This window comes from Halocella sp. SP3-1 (assembly GCF_003953885.1).
Taxonomy (GTDB): Bacteria; Bacillota; Halanaerobiia; order Halanaerobiales; family DTU029; genus Iocasia; species Iocasia fonsfrigidae.
The window spans coordinates 3,763,632-3,776,697 of the sequence record NZ_CP032760.1 but is presented as its reverse complement, the minus strand read 5'-3'; the positions used below and the strand labels follow the sequence as shown (position 1 = coordinate 3,776,697).

11 protein-coding genes are annotated in these 13,066 nt (G+C 32.9%); 9 read left to right on the top strand and 2 right to left on the bottom strand.

What is annotated here, in order from left to right; genetic code table 11:
• Nucleotides 1-278: 278 nt before the first annotated feature.
• Nucleotides 279-1,010, bottom strand: a complete 732-nt coding sequence (locus D7D81_RS18085) for a GntR family transcriptional regulator (RefSeq protein WP_125991411.1) — start codon at nt 1,008-1,010, stop codon at nt 279-281.
• Nucleotides 1,011-1,587: 577 nt separating this feature from the next.
• Here D7D81_RS18085 and D7D81_RS18080 point away from each other — a divergent pair.
• The 6 genes from D7D81_RS18080 (at nt 1,588) to D7D81_RS18055 (ending at nt 7,649) form a co-directional block, all read left to right on the top strand.
• Nucleotides 1,588-2,580 (top strand): ADP-ribosylglycohydrolase family protein, encoded by a 993-nt coding sequence (locus D7D81_RS18080; protein WP_125991410.1) that lies wholly within the window; start codon nt 1,588-1,590, stop codon nt 2,578-2,580.
• Entirely contained in the window at nt 2,580-3,479 is a 900-nt protein-coding gene (locus tag D7D81_RS18075; protein WP_125991409.1) for a PfkB family carbohydrate kinase, read from the top strand. The genes D7D81_RS18080 and D7D81_RS18075 overlap by 1 nt, the downstream gene beginning before the upstream one ends.
• Nucleotides 3,480-3,525: 46 nt before the next feature.
• The gene (pnuC, locus tag D7D81_RS18070; RefSeq protein WP_125991408.1) at nt 3,526-4,221 is read left to right on the top strand and encodes a nicotinamide riboside transporter PnuC; all 696 of its coding nucleotides are present in this window, start codon (nt 3,526-3,528) and stop codon (nt 4,219-4,221) included.
• Between the two features lie 296 nt (nt 4,222-4,517).
• Nucleotides 4,518-4,709 carry a hypothetical protein gene (locus D7D81_RS18065; RefSeq protein ID WP_125991407.1) on the top strand — a complete coding sequence of 64 codons (192 nt, stop codon included), beginning with the start codon at nt 4,518-4,520 and terminating at the stop codon, nt 4,707-4,709.
• 117 nt (nt 4,710-4,826) lie between these two features.
• A complete protein-coding gene (locus D7D81_RS18060; RefSeq protein WP_286169917.1) occupies nt 4,827-6,656 on the top strand; it encodes a glycoside hydrolase family 3 protein in 1,830 nt (609 codons plus the stop codon).
• A 261-nt stretch (nt 6,657-6,917) separates the two neighbouring features.
• Nucleotides 6,918-7,649 (top strand): ABC transporter ATP-binding protein, encoded by a 732-nt coding sequence (locus D7D81_RS18055; RefSeq protein WP_125991406.1) that lies wholly within the window; start codon nt 6,918-6,920, stop codon nt 7,647-7,649.
• A gap of 161 nt (nt 7,650-7,810) precedes the next feature.
• Here the strand turns inward: D7D81_RS18055 and D7D81_RS18050 are convergent, their stop codons facing one another.
• Nucleotides 7,811-9,883 (bottom strand): substrate-binding domain-containing protein, encoded by a 2,073-nt coding sequence (locus tag D7D81_RS18050; protein ID WP_125991405.1) that lies wholly within the window; start codon nt 9,881-9,883, stop codon nt 7,811-7,813.
• A 307-nt stretch (nt 9,884-10,190) separates the two neighbouring features.
• Between D7D81_RS18050 and D7D81_RS18045 the strand changes: the two genes are divergently transcribed.
• The 3 genes from D7D81_RS18045 (at nt 10,191) to D7D81_RS18035 (ending at nt 13,005) form a co-directional block, all read left to right on the top strand.
• Nucleotides 10,191-10,415, top strand: coding sequence for a sugar ABC transporter permease (locus tag D7D81_RS18045; RefSeq protein ID WP_125991404.1), 225 nt, complete (start codon nt 10,191-10,193; stop codon nt 10,413-10,415).
• A gap of 27 nt (nt 10,416-10,442) precedes the next feature.
• Nucleotides 10,443-11,405: a P1 family peptidase gene (locus D7D81_RS18040; protein WP_125991403.1), complete on the top strand. Its 963-nt coding sequence runs from the start codon at nt 10,443-10,445 to the stop codon at nt 11,403-11,405.
• 250 nt (nt 11,406-11,655) lie between these two features.
• Complete coding sequence (locus tag D7D81_RS18035; protein ID WP_125991402.1) at nt 11,656-13,005, top strand: diguanylate cyclase domain-containing protein; 1,350 nt, start codon at nt 11,656-11,658, stop codon at nt 13,003-13,005.
• The last annotated feature ends 61 nt before the right edge of the window (nt 13,006-13,066 follow it).

The window sequence follows — 13,066 nt, the reverse complement described above, 5'->3', positions numbered from 1 at the left end:
ATAGATTATTATACTTCTAATATATAGACGACTTATTATATAACTCCTTATCAGACACTGATGATAGGGGGTTTTCGTTTATAAGAGAGACAATCGCCTTCTTTCTACGGTACAAACACCATAAAAGCCATCATAAATTTCTTCCTTGGCAATCACATTCGTGTTGATTTGAATTTTTTTGCTGGCAATTCACCGTCGTTTGTAAACGCAGTTGTTTTAATGTAAATGTAGCAGAGATATGGGGTGAAAGAAAGCGTATTAATAAGATTGGTAGAGCATTAATTAAATTTTTCAACATAATAACTCATAATATCAGTTAAAATAAATGATTCATATATTTCAAAAGGAATTTCTTGACTGTCATGTATACAAAATGATGTAGCATTTATTTTTAATAATGGTGTATTAACATCAGCATTTAATTTATTATAGATATAATAATTACCTGTAGTTGCATTAATTGTTTGAGTAGCACGAGTAAAGTTTAAGTTATAAAAAGACTTTAATATCTCATATAAAGAGTTGTTACTAAGATCAAAATAATTAAGTTTAGGAAACAGTTTTTGAGGTAATATAGATTTGTTTAAACAAAATGGATTTCCATTTGAAGAATATAAGCACTTTATTATATATACATCATCTTTTATATTTATATTTAGTTTATCAGCAATTTTATTTTCTGGTTTTGATGTTGTTAAGGAAATTAATAATTTAGATGGAGTTTTTCCTTGATGTAATATAGCTTCTGTAAAGCTATGAATTTTTGGTATTCCTTCAGCTGGAGATTTAGCTTTTACAAAGCTACCTTTGCCTTTCATTTTATATAGATACCCTTCTAGAACTAACTCATCAATTGACTTTCTAACAGTAACTCTGCTTACACCATATTCATCACATAATTCATTTTCTGAAGGTATTATCTGATTGGGCTTTAATTCAGAATTATTTATTTTTTTTATTAGATCTAATTTAATCTTTTCGTATTTTGGTAATTTCTTATTGTTTTTCATTTTAACCCCCGTTTTCCTGTGTCTTAGATGGTAATCAATAATACTTTTATTTAATACATCAATCCATGAGAGTCGAAAGTAATATTTGTCTATCTGTTATATAAATATATTAAGATTTACTCGTGAAGTGAAACATTTTTCTAACAATACAGACCTTTGTTCAATTATAACAATTTTAAAGAGTAAAGTTCAAGAAAAAAACATAAAAATTTGCCCTGCCTTTCGGCTAGATACTGGACGATATATACTAACTCAGGAGTGCCCAATGGGACGATAAAATATTAAACGAATCGAAAAACTAATGAAAGTGATTAATTTTTAATGTTAAATCTAAATAAGGTTTAGCATTTTGTATATAACATATATAATCAGATTGCATTTACCCCAAATTATAAAAGTATAGAAAAACTACAAAAACGAGAGAAAAATATCTGAAATTTGTGTTTAATTTAATTAGGGGACTTAAATTTAATATTGACATATGGAATGGAAACTCGTATAATTAAAAAAACAATACATGTTGTATTACTTAGTCATAATAACAAGTTGTATTAAAAATTGAACGGGGTGATAAATAGTGAGAAATAAGATGGCAGGGGTACTTTATGGAATGGCATTAGGAGATGCAATGGGAATGCCTGCAGAGTTATGGGGAAGGAATAGAGTAAAAGCTTATTTTGGTAAAATTGAAGGGTTTTTAGATGGACCAAAAGAAAATGAGGTGGCATTTAACTATAAGAGAGGGCAATTTACTGATGATACTGGACAAGCTCTTGTTTTACTAGATTCCATTAAAAATACAGATTTTAAACCTTCACCACAGGATATTGCAACAAGACTTTTAAAGTGGGCAGAAAAGGAAAGTGCTTTCGAAAATAATATTTTAGGACCTACTTCAAAAGTTGCATTAGCTAATTTTAGAGATGGATTAAATGCAAAGAAAGTAACAGATCAAGCATTATCAAATGGTTCAGCTATGAGAATTGCACCAATTGGATGTCTTTTTAAAGCTGAGGATAAAGAAAGATTGGCTCAATTTGTATATGGAGTTTCTCAGGTTACACATACTAGTGATATAACTATAGCTGGAGCAGCTATGATTGCAGTTGCTGTTAGTTCTGCTATAGAGAATGATGATTTTCAAATTGTTTTAAAAGATATATTTGATATGGAACCTATTTCAAGGACTTTAGGTGTAGAAACATATAGCCCTTCATTAACAGAGAGAATAAAAATAGGAACTGAAATTGCAGATAAATATAAAGGAAATGATGATAAGTTCTTAGAAAAACTATATGATATAGTAGGTGCAGGAACAAATATTAGTGAATCTGTACCTTCAGCAGTTACAATTGCTTATTATGCACAAGATCCTAATAAATCTTGCTTACTTTGTGCAAATTTGGCAGGAGATACAGACACCATAGGGGCTATGTCAACTGCAATTTGTGGAGCACTTAAAGGTGGTAAATTTATTAAGAAAGAATATATTGATGTTTTAGAGAAACAAAATAATTTAAATTTTAATGAATATATTGATATCTTGATGGAAGGAAGGAACTTTATCTAATGAAAACTTTAGTTATTGGTGCAGCTATAGTAGATATTATTATGAAGATACCAAGATTACCTAAAAAGGGTGAGGATATCTTTTGTAATGAAAGAACATTATCTATAGGTGGATGTGCTTATAATGTTGCAAATATTTTATATAATTTTGATATTGATCATGATTTATTTGTGCCAGTAGGTGATGGAGTATATGCAGATATTATAAAGAAAAACTTAAAAGCAAAGAACTACAAGGTATTAGTGGATGATTCAGAAATGGATAATGGTTATTCTTTATGTTTAGTTGAAGATGATGGAGAAAGAACATTTATAAATGTAAAGGGAATAGAAGGAAAGTATAAGAAAAAGTGGTTTGATGATCTTAATATGGAAGAATATCAAAATATATATGTTGCAGGATATCAGGTTTGTGGTAAAAGTGGGAAAATAATATCACACTGGTTAACAGAACAAGAAAATAAAAATATATTTTTTGCACCCGGACCAGTTATAACTGAAATAGAAGAGAGTGTTATGAAGAGAATTTTTTCAACTAGACCTATCTTACATTTAAATAAAAAAGAAGCTTTAGATTTTACAGGTAAAGACAGTGTGGAAGATAGTATTTTGGCTTTATATGAATTAAATAAAAATAATGTATTTATTACAATGGGAGGTGATGGGACTTTATTTTATGATGGAAATAAAATTACTCAAATGAAAGGGGAAAAAGTTAAGGTAGTAGATACAATTGGAGCAGGCGATAGTCACATAGGAGCTATTATTTCAGCATATTCAATGGGATATGATTTTAATTATGCTTGTATATTAGCAAATAAAGTAGCAGGAAAGATAGTGCAAGTACAAGGGACTAAAATTGATAAAGAATCCTTTGATAAATTACAATTTTTAGTTTAGCGAAACAGTAATTATATTTTATTAATAAATGGGAGGACAATTAAAAATGGAGAAAATAAAAAATTATTTTAGTGATTGGTCAATATATGAAGAATTATGGCTTGCATTAGTCTGTACTATTATGATAAGTGTATGGTATTTAAATGGAGATACGCCATTCATGTTGATATTAAGTCTTACAGGAAGTCTTAATTTGGTTTTGGGTGCCAAAGGAAAAGTAACTGGACTTTATTTTGCAGTGATTAACAGTCTTTTGTATTCATATCAGTGTATGGGAGTAAAGCTTTATGGTGAAGTTATGTACAATCTTATATATAGTATACCTGTTAGTATTATTGCTATTTACTTATGGAAAAAGAATACAAAGAGTAATGGGCAAGTGTGTTTTCGCACAATGACACCTAAGTTGATGGTAATGATATTTATAGGTACTGTAGCAGGAATTTTTGGATATTCAGGAATATTGAAGGTAATGGGAGGAAACCTTCCATTTATGGACTCTCTTACTACAGTAGTTTCTGTTATAGCTAGTATACTTTACCTTATGAGATTTTCTGAACAATGGCTAATGTGGGTTGTTGTAAATGCTTTATCTATTGCAATGTGGATAATGGTATACATGTCAGGCGATAAGACAGCTCTTATAATTATAGTTATGAAGATTACAAATTTACTTAATTCTTCATACGGTTATTATAACTGGAAAAAGATTGCGTTAAATAAAAAATATGCAACAACTTAAAATTGCTATTAAAAATCTTTTTTATATTTTGTCATATTAAAATTATAGTTAATGGGGTGACATTAATACAAAAGCCTTACCATTTATGGTAAGGCTTTTGTATTATTTTTAGCACAAAAAAAAATATATATGAAGGCAGGAAATATTGATGTTTTAGAAAAATATAATAATTATATGGGAAAAAATGAAAATAAAGTAAGGCCTTAGTCTTTAAAAAGGAGGAATTAAATAAGAATAGTGGTCAAGTGGTTTACCGTTTTGAGAAGGATATGTTACCTATTATTCATAGTTATTGGATGAGTTGCTCAGTAAAGGGGAAATTTATACCTTCTTTTAAATGGAAATGGTTAGATAGCAGGACACTTTATATCAGGGTTTACGGTAGTTTAGGGGAAAATGTTAGCAAATATCAAATTATATTTAATGATCTGAAAACACTACAACATGAAAAGTTAGCTAAAAAAGTAGGGATATTTATAACAGAATAGATAAAGGGATATTCAATAAAAAAGGTTTTTTTAAGGGGGAAGAGAATTATTAAGAAAATATTATGGAAAAAGGTGAGATACAGATTTATATTTGTAATGGTTGTTTTCCTTTGTTTTATGTCTTTAACTGGAGCTGTTCAAAATGGATTAACATTAAATTATGTACAGGGAAAAGATAATAATATATCTGAAGTGAAATTAGATTTTATCAATGATAAAAGTTTATCTATTGAAGAAAAGGTTAATAAATTAATTGATTTAATGACTCTGGAAGAAAAAATTGGTCAGATGACACAGGCAGAAAGAGATGCTGTTAATGTTGGGGATATCAAAAACTATTATCTGGGGTCAATTCTGAGTGGTGGGGGTTCAGTGCCATATCCTAATGAAGCTTCCAACTGGGTAGAAATGTATAATAATTTTCAAAAGGAAGCTATGAATTCTCGTTTAAGAATACCTATTCTCTATGGTATTGATGCCGTACATGGTCATAATAGTGTAAAAAATGCAACAATATTTCCTCATAATATTGGTATAGGGGCTACCCGAGATTCCAAGTTAGTTAAAAAAATAGCTAAAATAACTGCTGTCGAGGTACGAGCAACAGGTTTAGACCTCAATTTTTCCCCATCTGTTGCTGTAGCACGTGATGAAAGATGGGGAAGGACTTATGAAAGTTTTGGGGAGACATCTGAATTACAGGAACTACTTACAGCAGCATATATTAAAGGCTTACAGGGTGAAGATACCGAAATGGGTGGAGAGTATGTTATTGCTACGGCCAAACACTATCTTGGTGATGGTGGAGTAGAATTAGGGACGGGCCAAGACGGTCTTCTTGATCGTGGTGATGTTTCTGTGTCTGAGGAGGTATTGAGAGGAATACATATGCAGGGTTATTTGAAAGCAATAGATGCAGGAGTGGGTTGTATTATGGTTTCTCATAGCAGTTGGCAGGGAACTAAGATGCACGCCCAGCAATATTTGATTACTGATGTTTTAAAAGAGGAATTAGGGTTTGATGGTATAGTACTTTCTGACTGGAATTCGATTCATGATATAAAATTGCCATCTTATTATGAGCAGGTTGTTAAATCGGTTAATGCTGGTATAGATATGTTTATGGAACCTTATGACTGGAAAAGATTTATTAGCACTTTAAAAGAAGCTGTAGTATCTGGTGATATAAGTGAAGATAGGATCAATGATGCAGTAAGTAGGATCTTGACTATTAAATTTAAAGCAGGCAAGTTTGCAGAGCCTTTTATTGATCCCAAACAGGTAGACTTTAATGTAATTGGTTCTAGTGAACATAGAGAGGCTGCGCGTGAAGCAGTAAGGAAATCTCTAGTATTGTTAAAAAATAAAAATGGGGTATTACCTATTTCCAGGAGTGCAAATATTTATCTTGCAGGGAGTAATTGTGATGATATAGGCAGTCAATGTGGTGGATGGACTCTTTCCTGGCAGGGTAGTACAGGAGATATAACTGAGGGTACTACTATTAAAGAGGGGATTAAAAATGCTGTTAAAGGTAGAGGGAAAGTAGTAGCTAGTCTTGACAATGCCGACATTGCAATTGTGGTAATTGGTGAAAACCCATATGCTGAATGGAAAGGAGATGACCCTGATCTGTCATTGAGTAAAGCCGATATAACTACTCTAAATAAGGTCAAACAGGCTGGGATACCAATCGTAGTGGTTATGGTTTCTGGTCGCCCTCTAATAGTAAGTAATTATATTGATGACTGGGATGCTTTTATAGAGGCCTGGCTACCAGGTTCAGAAGGGCAGGGAGTGGCAGATGTAATTTTCGGTGATTATAATTTTACAGGTAGACTACCAATAACCTGGCCAAAGCATGTATCACAATTACCTATTAACTATGGTGATAGGCAATATGATCCTCTTTTTGAATATGGCTATGGATTAGTCATGGATTTGTAAATAAAGAGGTGATATAAAAACAAGTAAAAATAAAAAAACTTCAAGCCCCTATATTGTTCTATTAAAATTCTATCATCAAAGGAAAGGATTTTAAAATATTACTTAAGTAATATGTAATATAGTGCCTAAAGTTACTATAAAAGAATGGAATAATTAGTTATAATCTATATAAAATCCAAAATATAGGTTAAGAATTAATAATTATCTCCTGTATCATCAAAATTTCAGTATAAAAAAAAAGATAATGGGGTGGGGAAGTTAATGAATTTACTGGAATTAAAAAATGTCAATAAGATTTATTGTCAGGGAGAATCTGAGGTAGTTGCTTTGAAGGATATAAATTTAGTAGTAGAAAAAGGTGAATTTACTACTATATTTGGTCCTTCTGCTTCAGGGAAGACAAGCTTATTGAACATAATTAGTTGTTTAGATAAACCTAGCAGTGGTAAATTTCTTTTTGATGGTAAAGAGTTATCTGGCTTGGGGAAAAAAGATTTAGATTTATTTAGAGAAAATAATATTGGGTATATTTCTAATGATTTTGATTTAATACCATATATGACTATCTATGAGAATGTAGAATATGCTGCTAGATTGGTAGAAAAAAATAATATAAAATTAAAAAATAAAGTAATGCAAATTTTACAATATGTTGAACTATATGACTTGAAAAACAAAAGGCCAAATGAATTATCCAGTGCTCAGAAAAAACGGGCAGTAATAGCTGTAGTTATGGTAAAAGAACCTGTATTAGTATTATTAGATGAACCGACTATTAATCTGGATTCAAAAACCGCTGACCAGATTATGGAGATAATAATCAAAATGAATGAAGACTTGGGAACTACCATGATTTTTTCTACCCGGGATCTTCAAATGATTGATTATGCTTATAAAATAGTTGGAATTAAGAACGGTAAGATCGGTAACAACATAGAATTTGAAAGTTGGATGTATTATTATGGATTGCGCGAATGTCTTTTTTTCTTATAAATAAGAAACATCGAACTATAAGTTTAGAAGATGGTATGCTGGAAGAAATAATGTAACCCTGTTGACAGACAGAAAGGTAATTATGAAATATAAAAACGAAAGTTCAAGATGATTAATTTTCTTGACCTTTCGTTATTTAAGATTCAATAGTATTTTAATTCTTACCTGGCAAGGGCCTTGATGTTTATCTGGTTAATTTCATAGGTATCCAGTAGTTCAATATTATTATCCAGTTTGCCTGCTTCATAATCATAGATTTTCCTTACTGCTATCTTGGCAAATAGTTCCTGACGTTGGGCAACTATCGCATCTACTACCCCTTCCTGTAATAGTTGTAGGTTTTCTGGAATATTATCGAAGCCGATAAAAGACTTATTACTTAGCTCCATCCTGTTTTTAAGTTTTTTAACCAAATCGACATAATTTGCTTCTATACCGGCCATAAGGTCAAATTGGGGGTATTGTTTAACAAGGTATTCCATATTTCTCAGTCTTTCCTTACTATTTGTATAACCTGATTCAATAGCCATAATACTTATTCCCCGGTATTTCTTCAGGACATCTTTAATCCCCTGCATACGGTCTATCATATTACTCTGTTTTTCATTGATCATACTTAAGATAATATTAGCATGAGCAGTAGTTTTAAGGTTTTTAACGATTACCTCACCTACATTAACCCCGGCAGCATAATTATCAGTGCCGATAAAGCCGAGTCTCCGGCTTTCTGGTGCATCAGAATCAATACAGATTGTTTTAACGCCTTTTTTATCCAGCTTGTTTATAACCGGAATAAAGGCTTCATTATCAGCAGGTGTAAGTATTAAGTAATCAATTTCCTTTTCTTCCAGTTCTTTAACCAGCTTTAACTGGGCATTAAAGGTCTGGTTTCCTGATTCAGGGCACTTTATTATAAATTCATAACCATAACGATGGGCGGTTGACTTTCCGTTTTCAATCATTTTTTTAATAAAGGGGTGTTTTTCGTCAAGTGTGTGGACAAATCCGATTTTCTTTACTTTTTTCTGCTGTCTTCTGACTTTATAATCACTGATACCTTGATTAACACCTTCCGCAGTATTTTTTAGTCTTTCAGCAAGGTCAAAGAGTGTTGCATTAGATTCTTTCTGCATCTTACTATTTGAACTGGCCTCCTCAGTAGAGGCAGCAGATTCCTGAGAAACAGAGGCTATGTCTGTAATAGCATTTACTACAGAGTCCTTGGTACTGCGTATGTTTGCTACATTATCTTTAAGTACTGCCAGTTCCTCTACAAAGCTCTTTACTGCGGTATTAATTTTTTCAAAGGCATCATTTACCTGATCAGCTGCATTTAACTGGAGTTCTGCTTTTTCCGTTAGTGTATTGATGATATTGATGGTATCATCTATTTTTTTATTGATTGTTTTTACATTTTTCCCTATTTCTTGAACAGATTTATCACTCTGTTCGGCCAGCTGTCGGATTTCCTGGGCGACTACGGCAAATCCCTTGCCTGACTCCCCGGCCCTGGCAGCCTCTATTGAGGCATTAAGAGAGAGGAGGTTAATCTGGTTGGAGATTGAACCTATTGCAGAAACGATCTTATCTGAGCTGTCAGCACTCTTTTTTAATTCATCTGTAATAGTGATGGCTTCAGAGAATACCCCCTGCATTTCATTACTTTTTTCCATGGAGACTGAAACACTCTTTGTGCCGTCACTACTGATTTCTTTGAGGTTATTGACTCCTTCTTCTGTTTTATTGACAGTATTAAACATTTCTTCAAAACTATTAGATAGACTGAGCAGGTCTTTCATACAGTTTTCGGTCTCTACTGCCTGTTGTTCAGCCCCTTTGGCTATATAATTATTGATATCAATCATGGTTTTAGATAAATCTGTGGATTCGTTGGCAGTTTCGGTGACAACACTGGATAATTTGATGATTTCTTCTACAGAGTCTTTAAACTCTATAATAGTTCTGGTGAATTCATTAAAAATATAGTATAAATCAGGGTTTATTCTATGCACTTCTTCGATGAATTTATCTTTTAATAAGTCCTTATTCTTTATCTTTTCTGAAATTACTTTTGTATAATCATTTTTATCCTTTAAAAATATGTATATTGATCCTAGATAAGCAGTTATACCGACAATCAAAAATACATTACCCAGACCTATATAAAACTGTCTAAAAACAAAACCTATCAGCAGAAAAACAGCTACTGTCCCCAATATAATCTTTCTTTGCATAAAATTCCCCTCCGTGTTTATTATCTATAATATTAAGGAATAAAAGGATGAATTGTAAAGCAGTGAAGTATTGGATTCAAGTGAATTGTGAAATTGCTGTTAAAAGAAGTTCTGCATATTTTAGATAATTTTTAAAATTACATATATTACTATAATTCTAGGTGAAAGATTAATTTCCTGCATTTGATAAAATTTACTTTAGAAAATAACTTATGTGGAAGAATTATCAAAAAATATTTATTGATAAAAGGTTCTGGTAGCTATTAAAGTAACCTTTATCTATACCTTTACTGCCTTACCTTTGCGATTGTCTTTTGCTTTATTGCTAGCTGTTTTGTTTAACCAAAAACATAAATTTGTTGGCATCTATAGAACTATTTTTTATATTCCATCTTTAATTGGTGGAAGTGTGGCTGTTTCTGTTGTTTGGAGACAATTATTTGGTTACAATGGGGCTTTAAATGATATTTTAATCAGTATGGGTATTTTAAGAGAAATACTTGGCAGAATACTAAAAATAAATTATACTTAAGTTACATAATAATTAGGAGGGAATTAAATGCAGTCAATATCATTAAGTGAAATAGAGGGTTTTGAAATTGGGATGGCCCAGGATGATAAAGGGGGCAGCGGGTGTACAGTAATTATCTGTCCAACAGGAGCTACTGGTGGTGTTGATGTCAGGGGTGGTTCCCCAGGGACCAGGGAGACAGACCTGTTAGACCCTGTTAATTTAGTAGAAAAAATTCATGCTGTAGTTTTAAGTGGTGGTAGTGCCTTTGGTCTTGATGCAGCTGCAGGAGTAATGGAGTATCTGGAAGAAAAAAACTGTGGTTTTGATGTAGGGATAGGCAGGGTGCCAATTGTATCAGGAGCTGTTTTATTTGACCTGGGGATAGGTGATTTTAAAAAACGGCCTGATAGGGAAATGGGATATCAGGCCTGTCAGCATATTTACAGAGAGAAAATACCGAATGGAAACTTTGGTGCTGGTCTAGGTGCCACGGTTGGCAAATACCTGGGTATGGAAAGGGCTATGAAAGGTGGCCAGGGTACATATGCCTGCCAGGTTGGCAGGCTCAAGGTTGGGGCAGTAGCAGCGGTTAATTGCTTTGGAGATGTTATTAACCCTGAGAACAGAAGTGTAATTGCAGGGGCTTTAAAGGAAAATGGTCAAGAAGTGATAAACTCTGAAAAAGAATTAATAGCCTGTCTGCAGCAGGGTGATACTGCCTTCGGTGGTAATACAACAATTGCTGCAGTCTTAACAAATGCTAAAATCAGTAAATCTCAGGCAAATAAGATTGCCAGTATAGCCCATGATGGTTATGCCCGGACTATGAGACCTTCTCATTCTTTAGTAGATGGTGATACAATTTTTACTATGGCAGCAGGGGAAGTGGAGGTAAATATAAATCTTTTAGGGATGCTGGCAGCTGCAGTAATAGAAAAAGCAGTTCTGAATGCAGTGAAAAATGCTGAAAGTCTCTTTGGCTTTAAATCATATGCTGACATAGGATAGCAAAATTTTAAGTAATTCCTGATTTGTGTGTAATAAATATCTTCTCAGTTATAAATGTAGACCTGGTACTATATTGGGAACACCATTGAAAACTCATTTACAAATAATATTTTTTGAGTTATAATAGGTACAAAGTCTCATTTTTTGGTTTTTTTTATTGGTGATCGATATTGCCTTTTTTGTTAATGTGATATATTATAAAGCTCAATAATAGTTAATTTGATAATGGTGGAGGGAGTGAGGTTTAGAGATGGAAATCAAGCAGCAGGAATTACTATCAATCTATGAGCGGTCCTTCCATTATATTCCACTGGCAATGGTTGTACTGGATGCACAGGGAGAAGTAGTTTTATCAAATGCGGGTTTTGAGGAGATGTTTGGTTATTCAGAACTAGATTCAATAGGTCAAGACCTATCTGAATTGATAGTACCTCCAGACCTTCATCATGAAAATGAGACCTTATTGGAATTAGCTGCGGGTAAAAAGGAATTTAAAGAGTCCACCATTAGATCCAGAAAAGATGGTACTGAGATTGCAGTTTTGATACGGGGATATCCCTTTAAAGTATCTGCCAAAAAATCCTATATGTTGAATATTTATCAGAGTCTATCTCAACTAACAGAGGTTAAAGCCGAGGAAAGCCAGAGGTTTTTCCATGATAGATTAACCGGCTTATATAATAGAAATTTTTTGGAAGAGGAAATTAAACGCCTTGACCATAAGCGTTACCTGCCTTTTTCTATTGTTATCGGTGATGTTAACGGCTTAAAACTCACCAATGATGTTTTTGGTCATAAGACAGGAGATAATCTATTAAAAGAAATTGCCCGTATTATTCAGCAAAGCAGCCGTCAGGGTGATCTGATCGGCCGCTGGGGTGGTGATGAATTTATAATCATCTTACCAGGAACATCTTATAAAGAGGCAGAGAAACTGCTTGAAAGGATAAACAAGAAAGAAGTAAGGCTGGAGGGTGTTCTCTTTAAACCGGCAATCTGTTTTGGTATCGCTACTAAGCTTAGTGAAGAGGAAAGGTTTGAGCGAGTTTTGAAAAAAGCAGATGAGAATATGTATGAAAAAAAATTGATAAATCGGCCCAAATTTGAAGAACTGATCTTAAAGGAATTGTTAAATAAGTTGCATGCTGATTTAATACAGTTCCGTAAATACCTATCTCTGGTAATCAGGACTGCTGACAAATTTGGACAGGTTCTGGGGTTTAATGATAGTAAACTCAGAAAAATACGAAAACTGGCTAAATATTATGATATAGGCCGGGTTAACCCCGAAACAGCAGGGGATAACTATAAAATATCTGAGGCAGGTTATAATATTGCTAAAAACCTTAATGAATTAGCCCCTATTGCTGAGGAGATCTTAACTATTAGAGAAAATTGGGACGGCAGTGGTGGCCCTTATGGTTTAAAAGGTGAAGAGATACCATACCAGGCCAGGATGCTGGCTGTTGTAGATTATTACTACCGACATAGTCTGCATAATAATAGACAAGTAATTAAAGAGCTTAAATCACTATCTGGTAACAAATTTGACCCTCAACTGGTTAGAGTCTTTCTTGAACAGGTTTTAGCTGAGAAATAGAAATAATACTGTCTTTAGATGACCTTCTTATGTAAAGTGAGGGGGTTTAGCGTTTTATTTT